The sequence below is a fragment of the Streptomyces sp. AHU1 genome, assembly GCF_045343905.1.
GTDB classification, from domain to species: Bacteria; Actinomycetota; Actinomycetes; order Streptomycetales; family Streptomycetaceae; genus Streptomyces; species Streptomyces triticiradicis.
In genome coordinates, this window is sequence record NZ_CP174283.1 from 7,248,516 (window position 1) to 7,265,368 (window position 16,853).

Consider the following 16,853-nt stretch of genomic DNA (forward strand, 5'->3'; position numbering starts at 1 on the left):
CCAGGTGTGATCGGATGGGAGACCCGGACCCCGGCAACGGGACCACACCCGAAAGGAATCACCGTGGCAACCACGCGCACCGCACACACCGTGTGGGAAGGCAACCTGCTCGAGGGCAACGGCGTCGTCACCTTCGACTCCTCCGGTGCCATCGCCGACCAGCCGGTCACCTGGGCCTCGCGCGCCCAGGACGCGAACGGCAGGACCAGCCCCGAGGAACTGATCGCGGCCGCCCACTCCAGCTGCTTCTCCATGGCGCTGTCGCACGCCCTCGCGGGTGCCGGGACGCCGCCCACCAAGCTCGTCACCAACGCCGACGTCAGCTTCCAGCCCGGTGAGGGCATCACCGGCATCCACCTCACGGTCGAGGGCACGGTGCCGGGCCTCGACGAGGACGGCTTCGCCTCGGCGGCCGAGGACGCCAAGAAGAACTGCCCGGTCAGCCAGGCGCTGACCGGTACGACGATCACCCTGTCGGCGAAGCTCGCCTGACGTACGCACGCCGGTGCCGCGTCCTCCCCGCGGGGGCGCGGCACCGGCGTGTCCGCCCCCGTGCGGCCGTCCGCGCCATTGACAAGCGAGAACACAGGTTTTGTGCTTGAGGGCGGGCAGAGCCGTGGGCGGAAGGGGACGGACATGGCACGCGCGGTCGGGATCGACCTCGGTACGACGAACTCGGTGGTGGCCGTTCTGGAGGGCGGTGAGGCGACGGTCGTCGCCAACGCCGAGGGAGCACGCACCACGCCCTCGGTGGTGGCCTTCGCCAAGAACGGAGAGGTGCTGGTCGGCGAGGTCGCCAAACGGCAGGCCGTGACGAACGTGGAGCGCACCGCGCGGTCCGTGAAGCGGTACATGGGCGACGCGAACTGGCGGTTCCCCGAGAAGGGCAGCGTCGACGGCACCCGCTACCGCGCCCAGGAACTGTCCGCGCGGGTGCTGCAGAAACTGAAACGGGACGCCGAGGCCTATCTCGGCCAGGACGTCACGGACGCCGTGATCACCGTGCCCGCCTACTTCGACGACGCGCAGCGCCAGGCCACCAAGGAGGCGGGCGAGATCGCGGGCCTGAAGGTGTTGCGGATCGTCAACGAGCCGACCGCCGCGGCCCTGGCGTACGGGCTCGACCGCGGGGAGGAGCAGACCGTCCTCGTCTTCGACCTGGGCGGCGGCACCTTCGACGTCTCGCTCCTGGAGATCGGTGACGGGGTCATCGAGGTCAAGGCGACCAACGGCGACACCCGGCTCGGCGGTGACGACTGGGACCAGCGGATCGTCGAGCACCTGGCCCAGCGCTTCAAGGCCGCGCACGGGATCGACCTCGGACGCGACAAGATGGCCCTGCAACGGCTGCGCGAGGGCGCCGAGAAGGCCAAGATCGAGCTGTCCTCGTCCACCGAGACCACCGTCAACCTGCCCTACATCACCGCCACCGCCCAAGGTCCGCTGCACCTCGACGAGAAGATGACGCGCGCCCAGTTCCAGGAGCTGACGGCCGACCTGCTCGACCGCTGCAGGACCCCCTTCCACCAGGCCGTCAAGGACGCCGGGGTGAAACTGTCCGCCGTCGACCACGTCATCCTGGTCGGCGGATCCACCCGGATGCCCGCCGTCACCGACCTGGTGAGGGAACTCACCGGCAAGGACCCCCACAAGGGCGTCAACCCGGACGAGGTCGTGGCCCTCGGCGCCGGACTCCAGGCCGGTGTGATCCGGGGGGACGTGAAGGACGTCCTGCTCCTCGACGTGACCCCGCTGTCCCTCGGCATCGAGACCAAGGGCGGCATCATGACCACGCTCATCGAGCGCAACACCACGATTCCCACACGGCGTTCGGAGATCTTCACGACGGCCGCCGACAACCAGCCCTCGGTCGGCATCCAGGTCTACCAGGGCGAGCGCGAGATCGCCGCGTACAACAAGAAGCTCGGGGTCTTCGACCTCACCGGCCTGCCGCCCGCGCCGCGCGGTGTCCCGCAGATCGAGGTCGCCTTCGACATCGACGCCGACGGGATCACGCACGTCTCCGCGAAGGACCTGGCCACGGGACGCGAGCAGAAGATGACCGTGACCGGCGGCTCCGCGCTGCCCAAGGACGACATCGACCGCATGGTGCGCGAGGCCGAGCGGTACGCCGAGGAGGACCGGCGCCACCGGGAGGCGGCCGAGACCCGCAACCAGGGCGAGCAACTCGTCTACCAGACCGAGAAGTTCGTCCGTGACAACGAGGACCGCATCCCCACCGACGCGAAGGACCAGGTCGCCTCGGCGGCCGCCGAACTCAAACAGCTCCTGGAGGACTCCTCAACCGACACCGCCGCCCTGCGCGGCGCCATCGAGAGACTGGCCACCGTCAGCCAGCAGATGGGCCAGGCCATGTACGCCCGGGCCCAGCAGCAGTCGGCCCCGGAGGACCGGCCGCCCACGGAGTCGCCCACCGGGCAGGCCGAGGACGAGGTCGTGGTGGAGGCGGAGATCGTGGACGAGGAACGCGAAGGCGGCGGAGGGCACCGGGGCCCGGGGGCCGCTCAGTAGCGCTCGCGGAACTCCCGGAGGATCTCCTTGGTGCGCTCGGCGGAGGCGGCGTGGGCCGACATGTGGTCCAGCACCTCCAGGTGCAGGGCCACCTCCTCGCGCGCGTCGAGGTAGAGGGCGCCGGTCACGTACTCGCTGTAGACGATGTCCGGCAGCTCTCGCTCGGCGAAGCGGAACAGCGCGAAGGACGTGTACGTCCCCGGGTGCGGGCCGGCCGCGAACTCGGCGACCTGGAGCGTGACGTGATCGAGCTCGACCCATTCGAGGAGCCGGTCCATCTGGTCCCGCATGACCTCGCCCCGGATGCTCACCGGACGCAGCAACGCCGTCTCGTCCATGATCACCCAGAGGTGGGGAGGGTTCTCGCGGGTGAGCAGCGTCTGCCGCTTCATGCGCAGGGCCACGTGCCGGTCGATGGCCTCGGTGCCCGTCTGCCCGACCGTCCCGGCCTCCAGCACGGCGCGCGCGTACTCCTCGGTCTGCAGCAGTCCCGGCACGAAGTGCGGTTCGTACGACCGGATCATCCGGGCCGCGCCCTCCAGGCTGACGTGCATGCTGAACCAGTCCGGCAGCACGTCGTGGTACCGCTGCCACCAGCCCGGCTCGTTCGCCTCCTCCGCCAGCGCCACGAAGGTCTCGGCCTCGTCGTCGGCGACCCCGTACGTGGTCAGCAGGACCTGGACGTAGGGGATCTTGAGGGCGACCTCGGCCGTCTCCATCCGCCGCACCGTCGCCGGAGCGACCCGCAGGACACGCGCCGCCTCCTCCCGCTTCAGACCCGCGGCCTCGCGCAGTTCCTGCAGCCGTCGCCCCAGGACCACCTGCCCCACCGTGGGTGCCGGCCGCCGCTCGCTCACGCCAAGCCTCCCCACGCGCCGAAGTATGCGTGCAGTGTGCCATGTCCGCGCGAAACCATCATCGTTTGGCCTCAACCCATGTACACCGAGGGCGATATGACACACCGTCGACGAAAGGCGTGACGAATGCCGTGACGAATGCCGTGACGAATGTCGTCACCAATGCCGTCACGAACGCAGTGAATGGAGGTACTTGACCGTCGCCGGGTCCGCGGGGAGGAACGTCTCGATGGCCAGCTCGGAGACCGTCACGTCCATCGGGGTGTTGAACGTGGAGATGGACGAGATGAACGACAGCACCCGCCCCTCGTGCTCGATCCGCATCGGGAGCGCGAAGTGAGGAGCGGGTCCCGACGGCTCGTCGTCCGCCTCCCTGTCCCGGTCCGGGACCGGATACGCCGCCACCTCCTCGTACAGCGCGCGCAGCGGCCGGGAACGGCGCAGCGCGATCTGCCGCTCCATCTGGGCGAGCAGATGGTCCCGCCACGTGCGCAGATTGAGGATGCGCGGCGCCAGGCCCTCCGGATGGAGGGTCAGCCGCATCGCGTTCAGCGGTGGTTCGAGGAGCCGCTCCGGGACGCCGTCCAACAGCATGAAGACGCCACGGTTCGCGGCGAGGACGCCGTACGTCGCGTCGACCACCAGCGCCGGGTACGGCTCGTAGCCCTGGATCAGCCGCTCCATGCCATCGCGCAGCGCGTCCATCGAGGGGTCGTCGAGCGGGGTCTCCGTGTAGTGCGGGGCGTAACCCGCCGCGAGCAGCAGCGCGTTGCGCTCCCGGACCGGGACGTCGAGGTGTTCGGCGAGCCGCAGCACCATCTCCTCGCTGGGGCGGGAGCGGCCCGTCTCGATGAAGCTGATGTGCCGGGCCGAGGAGTCCGCGCGCAGGGCCAGCTCCAGCTGGCTGACCCGCCGTTGCTCGCGCCAGCCGCGCAGCAGCGGCCCGACCCCCTTGTCGGCGGCGGCACTCGGGACGGAGGCGGGACCGGACGAGAGGATGCTCATGCCACGACCGTAACCGAGGACGTGGATCCGGGGCCGCTCCACGCTCACGCTCCTGGCGGACGACCGTACGGCGGAGTACGTACGGGGCGAAGCCGGCCGGCACGGCGCCGGCCGGCCTGCGAAGGCGTCGGCTCGCCGGTCGGCGGAGCGGCCGGACCCGCGGTCCGGACCCGCCGCCCGGCCGAGGACGCCGCCGACCACGTCCGCCGACCCCATCCGGCGACCGTCCCCCGGTCCCACCGTCCTCCGGTCCCACCGTCGGCCGCCCCGCTGTGGCGGCCCGTCACCGGCGAGGCGTCCCGGTCCCCGGCCGGAGGGGCGCCCCGTTCGGCCGCCGCAGGTCAGCCGCCTCGCCGCGTGCGCCCTGCCGAGGGGTGGCGGCTGTGGCAGGCTGGGCGAAGGGCCCGCTTCGGTCGCCTCCGCCGCCGGTCCGCCCCGGCGCCGCACCACCCCGCACCCCTCACCCGCCGTACGAAGGGATCACACCCATGGCCGTCGAACCGCTGGAGTCCGAGGAGATCGAGGCACGGCTGGCGGAGCTGCCCGGCTGGTCGCTGGACGGCGACCGGCTCGCCCGTACCTACCGGCTCGGCACCCACTTCGCGGCGACCGCGATGGTCGTGCACATCTCCCAGGTGCAGGAGGAGCTCGGCCACCACTCCGACCTCACCCTCGGCTACAACACGATCGCCCTCACCGTGAACACCCACAGCGTCGGCGGCGCCGTCACCGCACTCGACTTCGACCTCGCCCGCAGGGTCGAGGAGCTCGCGCCGGGACACGGGGCGAGCTGATCCCCGTGCTGGACTACGACAAGGAAGCCGACCGGTACGACGCGACGAGGGGCGGCGAACCACGGGCCGCCGCGGCCGCCGCCGCCGTGCTCGCGCTGGTCCCCCTGGGCGCCCGGGGCCTGCTCGACATGGCCTGCGGCACCGGCACCGTGACGAGCAGGCTCACCGCCGGGCGACCGGGGCTGAGGGTGACGGGAGTGGACGCGGCCCACGGCATGACACGCCGGGCGGCGGAGCGCGTCCCGGGAGCCGTCGTCCGCGCCGACGCCCGTCGGCTTCCCTTCCCGGCGCACTCGTTCGACGCCGTGAGCGCCGTCTGGCTGCTCCATCTGCTGGACGACGCGCGCCCCGTCGTCGCCGAGGCCGCGCGCGTCCTGCGCCCCGGCGGTGTGTTCGTCACCACCGTCGACAAGGCCGCGGCCCACCACGTCGGCAGCGACATCGACGCGTTGACCGCGGACTGCCGCGCCGGCCACGCCGAGGACGCGGCCGAGCGCGTCACCCGGTACGCCGCCGGACACGGCCTGGTCCCGGGCGGCACGGCCCTCTTCCGCGGCCACGGCCAGGGCAGCACCCCGCGCCGCGTGGCCCAGTACATCCGCAGCGGCCGGCTCTACGCGGCCGGCGGACCCCGGCTGGCCGAGCGCGTCGAGACCCTGCCGGGACCCGATGTCCCGCGCCGCGAACCGGACTTCACCCTGCTCGCCTTCCGCAGGGCCTGATCCGGAGCCTCGGCGCCCGTCCCCGGCCGCCCCGGTGTCAGGCCGTCCGGCGGCGCGTGAAATCCATCGTCCAGTTGGACAGCCAGGTGTTCCCCCCGTCCAGCGAGAACGCCTGCTCCCAGCGGGCCGTCGTCCCCGAGATCCCCGACCAGACGAACCGCACCCGCACGTCCTTCCCGTCGTGGGTGTCGTCGCCGTGGAACTCGCCGCGCCCGTCCGGTCCGAACCGCCCGAGCACGGGCGGGAACAGCCGGCCGCTGCGGCTGGACGACCAGTTCAGCGACCACCGCTCGGTCTCCACGTCGAAGAGCCGCAGCGTCAGTCCCGTCCACCCCTGGTCCGGTACGTCGATCTCGTCGATGTTCGCCGCACCGCCGAACAGGCTCCAGCAACGGCTGACCGCGGGGAACTCCTCCCAGCCGCTCTCCGGATCGAGGAAGTCGGTACGACGGCGGTTGACGACGTCCCACTCTCCGTGGAGGAAGTCGAAGCCGTGCGCGGCCGAGGTGTTGTCGCGGACGTCGTTCATGTGCGGTCCCCCGTGGTTCCTTCGGGCAGCGAGTCGGCCAAGTAGGCGTCGAGGTCGGGTACTTCGGGGGCGAGCAGATGCCGTACCCAGGCGTCCCGCTCGTGCAGGACCGGCGGCAGCTCCCAGACGCAGCCGATCCACGGGCGTTCCGTGACGACGAAGTTCGCCGGGTCCCGGTCGGGGCAGCCGAGCACCGGCTGGCCCGCGGCGGCGCCCCGGAAGTGCAGGACGTTGTCCCAGACCCAGCTGTAGGCGTTGAGGTAGGCGCTGCCGTCGGCGCCCCGGTGCAGGACGGCGAACGTGGCGGGCGGGGTGCCGTCCGGCTCGGGGAGCAGCCGCGGCAGCATCGCGTACGCCGCCCGTTCGATCTCCGGTTCGATGCCGGCCGGGTCCGCGGTCACGTGGTACCGCTTGACGTGCCGTCCCGCCACCTCGATGGGCGGCGGCACGGTCAGGAGTTTCTCCTTGAAGGCCCCGGAGGCCGTGGAAGGCGGGGAGGTGGCTGAAGTCATGGCAGGACGCTAGGCCCGCTTCACTGACATCCTGTGTCAGTGAAGTCCAGCCGTCTCGTCTCGATCCTCCTGCTGCTCCAGACCCGCGGCAGACTCACCGCCGCCCAGCTCGCCGAGGAACTGGAGGTGTCGGTCCGGACGGTGTACCGCGACGTCGAGGCGCTGAGCGCGGCCGGCGTTCCGCTGTACGGCGACGCGGGGCACGCGGGCGGCTACCGGCTGCTCGACGGCTACCGCACCCGGCTCACCGGCCTCACCACCGAGGAGGCCGAGGCGCTGTTCCTCACCGGCGTGCCCGGACCCGCCGCCGAACTCGGACTGGGCTCCGTGCTCGCCGCGGCCCGGCTCAAGGTGCGTGCCGCCCTTCCGCGCGAACTGCGCGAGCACGCGGACCGGGTGAGCGGCCGCTTCCACCTGGACGCGCCGGGCTGGTACGCGGACGCCGACGAGACCCCCTACCTCACCGCGGTCGCCGACGCGGTCTGGAACGGCCGGGTCCTCGACGTCCGTTACCGCCGCTGGCGCGAACCGACCGACGTGGAACGCCGTCTGGAACCGTACGGGCTCGTCCTGAAGGCGGGGCGCTGGTACGTCGTCGCCGGACCGGGGCCGCGCACGTTCCGGGTGGACCAGATCCTCGAACTGGACGTGCCAGGAACGGAGTTCACCCGGCCCGAGGGATTCGACCTGGCGGCGTACTGGACGGCGTACCAGCGGGAGTTCCACGAGCGGCTGCACCGGGACGAGGCGGTCGTGCGGATCGCGCCCGGAACCCTTCCGGACGGTCCCGTCGGTCGAGCCGCGGCGGCCGACGGCACCGCGGACGAGGACGGTTGGATCCGTGTCACCGTCCCCGTGGAATCCCTGGACCGGGCCCATGACGACTTCCTGCGGCTCGGAACGGCCGTCGAGGTCCTGGAACCGCCCGAACTGCGCGCCCGCGTCGCGGAGACCGTCGCCGAGCTGGCCCGCAGATACGCGTAGGGACGTCCGGAGGCCTTCCACGTTCGGGTGACACTCGGCCGAGTGACGCCCGGCCGATCCGTGCGTCCGGCCGATGCGCCGCCGCTAGCGTCCGGACCCCGACACCGCGTCGCTCCCGGGGGATCCATGCGCAGCTCCGTCACCGCTCTGCTCGCCACCGCCGGGCTCGCGCTCGCCGGCTGCTCCGGCCTCGGCGGCGACAGCGGGCCCGCCGCCGGGACGCGCGCCTCCGCGGAGGCCGCCGCACGGGCCCACCGCGCGTGCGTGAACGCCTGGGTCGGGGTGATGTCGGCGGACGACTACGACGCCGGCGAGAGCGACGGCTCCAGGCCCCGTGCGTGTGACCGGCTGCCGGACCAGCTGAAGATGTTCTCGGAGGCCGAGCTGGAGCGGGCCACGCGGAACCGGAGGTCCGTGGACGCCTGCGTCGCGGACCCTTCGTGCGAGTCCTGGCCGCTGACATCGCCCTGACGGGCCGGGCACCTCCGGGCCGGCGCTCCGAAGGCGTTGTCAGTGGTCCCCGTTACGCTGATCCCATCAGGCATTCAACGACGAACAAGTCGGGGATGCTGCTGAAGCCCCGCCCTGGCGTGATGCACCGGGGCGGGGCTCGCTGCTGCCGGGAGCCGCCGTGCCCGTTCTCCGCCGGACCGTCAGCTGTACGTCCAGCGCCACCCGCCGGAGCGGTACGCGCACGTGATCCTGGTGCCGCCCGCGGTGGTCGTGCTGGCGCCGTGGTCGCTGTTGCGGCAGTACTGACCGGCCGAGTAGCAGTTGCCCGCGTTGGAGGTGATCGAGCAGGTGCCGACACTGGTTCCGGAGCCGCCGCTGCCACCGGAACCGCTGCCACCGGAACCGCTGTTGGAGGCGGCTCGCGCGGTGACGGTGACCCTCACCTTCACCTTGACCGTCTTCGTCGCGGTCACCGTCGGCGCCGGCTCCGGCTCGGCGGTGGCCGTCGCCGTCGCGGTCGCCGTGGTGGTGACGGTGGGGGCGGGCCGCACCTTCTCGGCCGCGGCCTTCGTGGTGGCGGTCTTCTGCCCGCCGTCGCCGCTGTCACTGCCGCCGGCGCCGACACCGAGGAAGAAGGCGAACGCGATCGACGGCAGCACGTAGCGCTTGCGCGCCCAACGGGGCCGGCCCGGCTGCGGTTCCGGTCCGGTCGGCACGGGCTGCCGCCCGTATCCGGACGGCGGCTGGCTGTACGACATGGTCCCCCCAAGGGATGGTTCGTGGTGGGGTGACGATATCGAGATGTGTGAAGGAAGTGTGAGTGGAGAGTGAAGGGGGTGACGCAGTTGTGATCATCTTGGGGGTCCGGCCGCTCGGGGCGCGTGTCCGCCGGCCGTACGCCTGGCCGGACACGCGCCCCGAGACGGTGAGGCGGGGGCTCAACTCACCGCACAGGTGCGGTCCCCCATCTTGAAGGCCGCCGGTTTCGTGTTCGTCCCCGTCCAGCTCCCGGTGAAGCCGAAGCCGACCGTCGAACCCGCCGCGACGTTCGCGTTCCAGCCGAGGTTCCTGGCGCTCACCGCCGCGCCCGACTGGGTGTGGTCGGCGTTCCAGAGCTGCGTGATCTTCTGGCCGTCGGCGAAGGACCAGTTCAGTGTCCAGCCGGCCCAGGCGGCGGAGCCGGTGTTGGTGAGGGACACGTCGGCCTGGAAGCCGCCCTGCCACTGGTTCGTGATCCTGTACGTCACCGAGCAGGCCCCGGTCGGCGGCGTCGGGTCCGTACCGCCGCCGCCGTCACCGCCCCCGCTGTCCGACGTGTCGCCGTAGACGATCCCGCGCCCGTTCGTCGCGACGTACACGCGCCCGTAGACCCGCGGGTCCCCGGTGACGGCCGCGCCGGTCCAACCCCACTGGTGGGCGTCGTCGTTGATACGGGTCCAGCTCGCGCCCTTGTCCGTCGAGCGGAAGATCCCGCGGACGCCCCCGATCTTCGCGCTGGTGTAGAGCGTTTGATAGGACGCGCCGGTCGCCGCCTTGCCGAAGCCGATCGTGTCGGCCTGGTCGACGTTCGACAGCTTGGTGAAGGTCGCGCCGGAGTCCGTCGAGTGCCACAGCCCGTACGCGCCGTCGCTCGCGCCGCCCGCCAGCCACACGTCGCCCTTCGTGCCGGGCAGCGCCTTGAAGCGGACGCCGTCCCCGGCCGGCAGGTTGGCGGCCGCGGACGCCGTGAAGGTCGCCCCGCCGTCCGAACTGACGTAGAACCTGCCCGACTTGAAGCCGTAGAAGGTCTTGGGGTCGACCCGGTCCGACTCGACGATCGCGCCGGCGGGGATGCCCGCGGACGCCGACCACGACGTACCGAACCCGGTGGTGTACTGCACTCCGGTGCCCGCCGGGCTCCATACGAAGCGGCCGCCGTCCGAGGCCGCGGCGACCGTACCGCCGCCGGTGACACCCGAAGGGTCGCTGCCCGCGAACCAGTTGGCGCCGTTGTCCGTCGAGAAGCCGATGTGCGGACCGGAGTCGAGGTCGCCGACGCGCACCACCGTGTTCGGGTCGGTCTCGGCGTAGTCGAGGCTCGTCGTGCTGGTGAGGTTCGGCGAGGTGTACATCATCGAGGGGACCTTGGTCAGGTCCGTGTGCCGGAAACCGCCGATGTCGCCGAGCGCGCTGAGCAGGGGAGCGCCCGACGGGGGAGAGGCGAGGTCGTTGACGGCCGTCTCCTCCAGCCCCTGGACCATGGGCTTGACGGTGAACCGGCCACCGCTGTCCCAGTCGGTGAGGTTCTCGGTGCCGTAGACCGTCGCGCCCGTCCCGTACATCATCCGGGCCGAGTCGAACGGATCGATCTCCAGCCCCTCGGTCATCCAGCCCAGTTTGGGGGTCTGCTCGGGCGGCGAGGGATTCGCGCCGAAGGTCAGCCAGGGCACGGAGGAGACGTCCACCGTGTAGCGGTTCGAACGGTTCGGGTAGGAGGTGTAGTCCCACGCCTTCGTCCAGGTCCCGCCGCTGTCGGTGGACCGGAAGATCTGGGTGTCCGGCCACCAGGAGCTGTACGCCGTCGCCATCACGGTGCCCGGGTGCTGCCGGTCGACCGTCAGCCCGCTGAAGCCGTAGTAGGTGTCGGCCTCCGCCACCGGGCTGATGTTCGTCCACGTCCCCGTCCTCGTCGCGTACCGCCACACCTGGCCCTTGCCGCCGTCGTACGGGCCGCCCTTGTCGCTGTAGGCGAGATAGAGGTGGCCGTTCACCGCGTCGAGGACGCCCTTGTGGGCGAGGTAGCCGGTCGGCTGGCCCGCGAGCCGCGACCAGGTCGTCCCGCCGTCCGTCGAGCGGTAGACCGCGTTGTCCTTGTCGGCGACCCCCACGTAGACGGTCTGCGTGGCGTTTCCCCGGGTGCCGGTCGACTCGTCGAAGGTGACCCAGACGACGCCCTGGTTGTCGGAGGCGTAGCCGCTGGTGTCGGTGGGGTCCTGGACGTAGTTGCCCGGGTTGGGGAACGCCGTCACCTGTGACCAGCTCGCGCCGGAGTCCGTGGAGCGCCACAGGCCCTTGCCGCTGGGCGCGCCGAGGTAGAGCACGCTGTTCTTGTTCGGGTCGACGGCCAGCCGCTCGCCCATGCCCCGTCCGGGCATGTTGCCGCCCAGCTTGAAGGGCAGGTCGGCCTTCCGCCAGCTCGCCCCGCGGTCCGAGGAGCGCAGGACGGCTCCGTTCGTCGGGTCCCAGCCGTTGGTGTACGTGCCGACAGCCGCGTACACCCTGTCCGGGTCGACGGAGTCGGAGGCGAGGCTGACGACGCCGGTGTGGCCCCACTCGTTCCAGCCGACCGAGTCGAGCAGCGGGGTCCAGCTCTTCGTCGCCTGGACCCAGCGGTAGGCGCCGCCGATGTCGGTGCGGGCGTAGGCGAGGTTCTTCTCGGAACGGTTGAAGACGATGCCGGGGACGAAGCCGCCGCCGTCGATCCGGGCGTTCTTCCAGGTGTACGTGTCGGCCGCGACCGTTGCCGTGGGGGTGCTCGCGGCCGCCGCCCGGGGGGTGCTCGCGGCCAGTGCGGGCGGGGTGCCGGCCGACAGCCCGGCGGCGAGGGCGAGTACGGCCGTGAGGATGCGTGTTCTTCGCACGGGGGAGTCCTCTCCGGTGCACAGGAGGAGTGGGGGAGGGAGCAAGTGACGGCCGGGCGGCCCTCAGTGCGGTGAGGGACCGCCCGGCCGGTGGCCCTGCCGTCAGGGACAGGACCGCGTACCCGGAGCCACAGCGGGGACTATTCGAGAAGCTCCGCGTACGAGCCCATGGCGAGGGCGATGTCCGCCTGCGCCCAGAACCGGTGGTACGTGAAGGAGGGCGCGGCGCCGCCCGCCAGATAGGCCTGGATCTTCGACCAGGCCGGGTCGTTCTTGTAGAAGGACCGCAGCGAGGCGAAGGTGGAGGAGGAGTTGACCGCGTCGCCGTTGGGCATGGTGCCGCTGAAGGTGCTCGGCACGTACACGCTGTCGTTGAAGCGGTTGTAGTCGGCGCGGGTCTCCGGGACGGCTATGCCGAGGGCGTCCTGGTAGTTGTTCCACATGCCGTCCAGGAGCGCCTTGGCCGTCGTCTTCGCCTGGGTGTTGCCGGACTTGGCGGCGTAGTACGACAGGGTCTTGGCGTACGCGGCGGCCACGCCCACGTCGTTCGTGTAGTCGGCGACGGTCACGTGGAGTCCGCTGTTGGAGCCGGGACTCGACGCGTTCCAGGTGTCCGGGGCGCCGGACCACTGGAGGGTGGAGGGGATCCGGTAGGTGCCGTCGGGGTTGATCGTGGTCTTGGACAGCGCCCAGGCGACCCACTTGTCGAGGACCGTCTTGGCGTTCGCGTTCCCCGTCTGCTGGTAGTACTCGGCGACCCGTTCCATGGACCACGCCTGGAAGCCGAACCACTGGTTGGACGGCGGGTCGTGGTACACCGGCTGCTGGTCGTAGTACATGCCGTAGAAGGTCGGCGTCCCGGTGGGAGGCGTCGCGTAACGGCCCGCCCAGCTGTTGGTCGCGCCGCCCGCGATGGCGCCCTCGCTCGACTGGAGCCAGCGGTAGAACTCCAGCTGCCGGGTCAGCGAGGTGGCCCAGTCCGAGGCGCCCGTCGCCGACTTGGGCTTCAGGTCGGCGTTGGTGCTGAGCGCGTAGGCGGCCAGCGGGTTCTGGTAGCCGCCGTGGGTGTGGCTGGAGCCGATGCGCCAGGCCCAGCCCGCCGAGGTGTCGGTCGCGCCGCCCCAGGCGTAGTACCAGGAGAGCAGGTAGTGCGAGGCGTCCTTGCCGGTGCCCGCGGCGCAGGCCGAGGGGCCGACGCAGTTGCCTATTTTCTTGAAGTACTTGTCGTACATGGCGTAGCGGAGGTAGTCGCCCATCTTCGCCGCCTTGCCGACGGTCGCCGACACGTCGGCGCTCCTGCCCTGGGCCTTGGCCCACACGTCGGCCCAGTACGCGGCCTGCACCGCACGCGCGTCGGCGTCCGGGGCGTCCGTGTACTTCCACTGCTTGGCGTACGAGGAGTCCCCGGTGAACAGGTCCAGGTAGCCGTTCTTGCCGCCGTACTTGAAGGCGTCGCAGGTCGGCTGCGGCACCGTCTCCCACACCGACTCCTGCGCGCCGCGCTGGAAGGTGTTGATGTACGACGGACCCGTGGCGGTCGGGCCGGCCTCGCACTTGCCGGGCTCGTTGCCGTAGCCGTAGGTGTTGTCCACGTCCTGCAGCCAGTGCATTCCGTACACGTCGTCCGTGCCGTACGCGCTCTTCAGCTCGCCGGCGATCGGGTCCGTGCCGACGGAGACACCGGTGTCGAGCTTGGCCGGGTACTCGTTCGGGGTGTCCAGCTCGGGCGCGTAGGTGGCCGGCTTGGACGCGTTGTAGAAGGAGTTGGTCGGCTGGTCGGCGTGCGTGGGGATCATGTACGTCTCCATGGTCGACCACGCGGCGTTGAACTTCGACCAGTCGCCGGTGACCTTCCCGTACATCGCCTGGAGCCAGATCAGATAGCTGTACGCCTCGGAGGTCGTCTCATGGCCCTGGTCCGGCGCCTCCACGATCAGCGTCTCCACCGAGTGGTAGGGGATGCCCTCGGGGGAGAAGTAGCCGTTCGCCGGGTTGGTGATCTTGCCGTAGAGGTCCAGGAAGCGCGCGTCGTACGTCTTCGTCGCGGCCAGTTCCGTCACAGTGACGGTCGCCTTGGTCTGACCGGTCGCCGAGGCCGTGAAGGTCGCGGATCCGGTGCCCGAGGCGTCGGCGGTGATCGTCACCGTCTGGGCGGTGTTCCAGTTGGACGGGGTGAAGACCAGACTCGAACCGCCGGTCACGGACAGCCCCGTGTTGCCGTCCGTGCGGGCCACCGCCACCGTCACGTTGGCGCTCGGCTGGGTCGAGAGCTTGACCGCGAACGTCCCCGACTTGCCTTGTTGCACGCCGAGTTGGGTCGGCGATGCGACGATCGCCGGCCCCGAGGCGACCGTGATGCCGACGGGGGTGGAGTCCGCCGACGCACCCAGGCTGTCGTACGCCTTCGCGACGATGGAGTGGGCGCCGACGGCGAGCCCCGACGCCGACAGCGTGTACGGCGAGCTGGTGTCGGTGCCGAGCAGGGTCGTGTCGTCGTAGAACTCGACCTTCGAGACGGTCGCCCCGTCGGCCGCCGCCGCGGTCGCGGCCAGCGGGACGGGATCGCCCTGGGTGTAGACGGCGCCCGCCGCGGGGCTGGTCAGCACGGTGATCGGCGGCTGGTGCGCCCCGGTGCAGGTGGTGCCGTTGACGGCGTAGGACGCGGGGGCGGTGTTGGTGCCGCTGTAGGTGAACTGCGCGCCGGTGGTCACGGCGGTACCGGCGCCGATCGTCCCGTTCCAGGAGGCGTTCTTCACGGTGACCGTCTTGCCGGACTGGGACCAGGTGCCGTTCCAGCCGTTGGTGAGGGTCTGGTTGCCCGTGTAGGCGTACGTCAGGGTCCAGCCGTTGATGGCGTCGGTACCCCGGTTGGTGATCGTCAGATCTGCGGTGAAGCCGGAGCCCCAGTCGTTGGTCTTGTAGTCGACGCTGCACTGGACCGTGGCCGCGCGTGCGGGAGTCGTACCGGTCGCCAGAGTCGCGAGCGGGAGGGCGAGTGCCGCCACCACGGCGGTCCACAACCGCCTTGACCTGCGACGGAGTCTCCATCGAGAGCTGGGATCCATGGTGCTGGTTCCTCCTTGCGGCTCGGAGAATGGGGGGAGGAGCAACAAGCCTTGAACCAGTGGGAGCGCTCCCATATTGGAGAGGGGGGTGTGGGCGGTCAAGGTGCTTGAAGAGTCGAAATGATTCGATAGATCGACTGTGCGACTCCTCTGGGCAACGACGGCGCTTGGCGCTAGCTTCATCCGCACCAGTGGGAGCGGTTCCATCAGTCGACGCGTCCGTCACGGCGCGCCAGAGCTGCAAGGAGTCGCTTCATGCGTCACCCCCCTCGTTTGTCTCTCCTGGTGATCGGCGCCGCGGTCGCCCTCGTGGGCACGGCCGTCGCGCCGGTCGTCACGGCCTCGGGAGCAACTCCCGCGTGCACGGTGGAGTACTCGGTCACCGGCCAGTGGGACACCGGCTTCCAGGGCGCCGTGAAGATCACCAACAACATGGCCGCGCTGAGCGGTTGGAGTCTCGGCTTCGACTTCCCGAACGGCCAGAAGGTCACCCAGGGCTGGAACGCCAAGTGGTCCCAGTCCGGTACGACGGTCACCGCCGCGAACGAGAGCTGGAACGGCCCGCTCGCGAGCGGCGCGAGCGTCAGCGCCGGGTTCCTCGCGTCCTGGTCGGGAAGCAACGCGGTGCCGACGGCCTTCCGGCTCAACGGCACCACCTGCAACGTGGACACCCAGCCGACGCCCACGCCCACCCCCACCGATCCGCCTCCGTCCGGCGGCGGGGCGCCGGAACTGCACGTCTCGGGCAACAAGCTGGTCGACTCCGCGGGAGCCACCCGCAGGATGCTCGGCGTCAACCGCTCCGGCGGCGAGTTCATGTGCGTCCAGGGCTACGGCTTCTTCGACGGTCCCGTCGACGACGCCTCCGTCAAGGCGATCGCCGACTGGAAGGCCAACACGGTCCGCATCCCGCTGAACGAGGAGTGCTGGCTGGGTCTTTCCAACATCAAGCCCGAGTACGCCGGTGCCAACTACATCGCCGCGGTCAAGGACCTGGTGGCCAAGGTCGAGGCGCACGGCATGACACCGCTCGTCGAACTGCACTGGACCCACGGCCAGTACACCGGCAACTCGGCGGGCTGCTCCGACGTGCACGCCACCTGCCAGAAACCGATGCCCGACGCGCAGTACACGCCCTCCTTCTGGGCCTCGGTCGCGAACACCTTCAAGGACGACCCGGCCGTCGCCTTCGACCTGTTCAACGAGCCCTACCCGGACCGCGCGACCTCCACGACCACCCAGGCGTGGACCTGCTGGCGCGACGGCGGCACCTGCCCCGGCATCTCCTACGAGGTCGCCGGGATGCAGGACCTGGTCGACGCGGTACGCGGCGCCGGCGCCAAGAACCTGATCCTGGCCGGCGGTCTCGCGTACTCCAACGACCTGAGCCAGTGGCTGACGTACAGGCCCAGTGATCCGACGGGCAATCTCGTCGCCGCGTACCACGTCTACAACTTCAACACCTGCGCGAGCGAGAGCTGCTGGAACGCGACGCTCGCTCCCGTCGCCGCCCAGGTCCCCCTGGTGGCGGGCGAGATCGGGGAGAACACCTGCTCCCACTCGTTCACCGACACCGTCATGAAGTGGTTCGACGACCGGGACCTGTCCTACCTCGGCTGGACCTGGAACACCTGGGACTGCTCCTCCGGCCCGTCGCTGATCTCGAACTACGACGGAACTCCGACCTCCTACGGCATGGGGCTGCGCGACCACCTGCGCGCCCTCGACGGACAGGGAACCCGCACATGAGCCGTGCACGAACAGCCCTTCTCGGGGCACT

Annotated in this window: 14 protein-coding genes; 7 read left to right on the top strand and 7 right to left on the bottom strand. The window is 70.8% G+C overall.

Features of this window, described 5'->3' with window-relative positions; all coding sequences use genetic code 11:
- Window positions 1-63 precede the first annotated feature (63 nt).
- On the top strand, window positions 64-492 hold the full coding sequence (locus tag ACICHK_RS32135) for an OsmC family protein (RefSeq protein ID WP_406839621.1): 429 nt from the start codon (window positions 64-66) through the stop codon (window positions 490-492).
- 144 nt (window positions 493-636) lie between these two features.
- Window positions 637-2,532 carry a molecular chaperone DnaK gene (dnaK, locus tag ACICHK_RS32140; RefSeq protein ID WP_406839622.1) on the top strand — a complete coding sequence of 632 codons (1,896 nt, stop codon included), beginning with the start codon at window positions 637-639 and terminating at the stop codon, window positions 2,530-2,532.
- Here dnaK and ACICHK_RS32145 read toward each other — a convergent pair.
- Window positions 2,526-3,389 (bottom strand): helix-turn-helix transcriptional regulator, encoded by an 864-nt coding sequence (locus tag ACICHK_RS32145; RefSeq protein WP_151473022.1) that lies wholly within the window; start codon window positions 3,387-3,389, stop codon window positions 2,526-2,528. The genes dnaK and ACICHK_RS32145 overlap by 7 nt on opposite strands.
- Before the next feature lie 168 nt (window positions 3,390-3,557).
- Window positions 3,558-4,394: a helix-turn-helix domain-containing protein gene (locus tag ACICHK_RS32150; protein ID WP_151473021.1), complete on the bottom strand. Its 837-nt coding sequence runs from the start codon at window positions 4,392-4,394 to the stop codon at window positions 3,558-3,560.
- 488 nt (window positions 4,395-4,882) lie between these two features.
- Here ACICHK_RS32150 and ACICHK_RS32155 point away from each other — a divergent pair, with 488 nt between their 5' ends.
- Window positions 4,883-5,188, top strand: a complete 306-nt coding sequence (locus ACICHK_RS32155) for a 4a-hydroxytetrahydrobiopterin dehydratase (protein WP_406839623.1) — start codon at window positions 4,883-4,885, stop codon at window positions 5,186-5,188.
- Window positions 5,189-5,193: 5 nt separating this feature from the next.
- Window positions 5,194-5,910, top strand: coding sequence for a class I SAM-dependent methyltransferase (locus ACICHK_RS32160; RefSeq protein ID WP_406839624.1), 717 nt, complete (start codon window positions 5,194-5,196; stop codon window positions 5,908-5,910).
- A gap of 37 nt (window positions 5,911-5,947) precedes the next feature.
- Here the strand turns inward: ACICHK_RS32160 and ACICHK_RS32165 are convergent, their stop codons facing one another.
- On the bottom strand, window positions 5,948-6,439 hold the full coding sequence (locus tag ACICHK_RS32165) for a hypothetical protein (protein ID WP_406839625.1): 492 nt from the start codon (window positions 6,437-6,439) through the stop codon (window positions 5,948-5,950).
- Window positions 6,436-6,951, bottom strand: coding sequence for a hypothetical protein (locus ACICHK_RS32170; RefSeq protein WP_406839626.1), 516 nt, complete (start codon window positions 6,949-6,951; stop codon window positions 6,436-6,438). Before ACICHK_RS32170 ends, ACICHK_RS32165 begins: the two co-directional genes overlap by 4 nt.
- A 39-nt stretch (window positions 6,952-6,990) precedes the next feature.
- Between ACICHK_RS32170 and ACICHK_RS32175 the strand changes: the two genes are divergently transcribed.
- Both ACICHK_RS32175 and ACICHK_RS32180 read left to right on the top strand, forming a co-directional pair.
- Window positions 6,991-7,935, top strand: a complete 945-nt coding sequence (locus ACICHK_RS32175; protein ID WP_406839627.1) for a helix-turn-helix transcriptional regulator — start codon at window positions 6,991-6,993, stop codon at window positions 7,933-7,935.
- Window positions 7,936-8,061: 126 nt separating this feature from the next.
- Entirely contained in the window at window positions 8,062-8,406 is a 345-nt protein-coding gene (locus ACICHK_RS32180; RefSeq protein ID WP_406839628.1) for a hypothetical protein, read from the top strand.
- Window positions 8,407-8,588: 182 nt separating this feature from the next.
- Here the strand turns inward: ACICHK_RS32180 and ACICHK_RS32185 are convergent, their stop codons facing one another.
- The 3 genes from ACICHK_RS32185 to ACICHK_RS32195 form a co-directional block, all read right to left on the bottom strand.
- On the bottom strand, window positions 8,589-9,146 hold the full coding sequence (locus ACICHK_RS32185) for a hypothetical protein (RefSeq protein WP_406839629.1): 558 nt from the start codon (window positions 9,144-9,146) through the stop codon (window positions 8,589-8,591).
- Between the two features lie 180 nt (window positions 9,147-9,326).
- Window positions 9,327-12,008 (bottom strand): cellulose binding domain-containing protein, encoded by a 2,682-nt coding sequence (locus ACICHK_RS32190; protein ID WP_406839630.1) that lies wholly within the window; start codon window positions 12,006-12,008, stop codon window positions 9,327-9,329.
- A gap of 140 nt (window positions 12,009-12,148) precedes the next feature.
- Window positions 12,149-15,073 (bottom strand): glycoside hydrolase family 48 protein, encoded by a 2,925-nt coding sequence (locus tag ACICHK_RS32195; protein WP_406839631.1) that lies wholly within the window; start codon window positions 15,071-15,073, stop codon window positions 12,149-12,151.
- A 255-nt stretch (window positions 15,074-15,328) separates the two neighbouring features.
- Between ACICHK_RS32195 and ACICHK_RS32200 the strand changes: the two genes are divergently transcribed.
- Window positions 15,329-16,822 carry a cellulase family glycosylhydrolase gene (locus tag ACICHK_RS32200; RefSeq protein WP_406839632.1) on the top strand — a complete coding sequence of 498 codons (1,494 nt, stop codon included), beginning with the start codon at window positions 15,329-15,331 and terminating at the stop codon, window positions 16,820-16,822.
- Window positions 16,823-16,853: the final 31 nt, after the last annotated feature.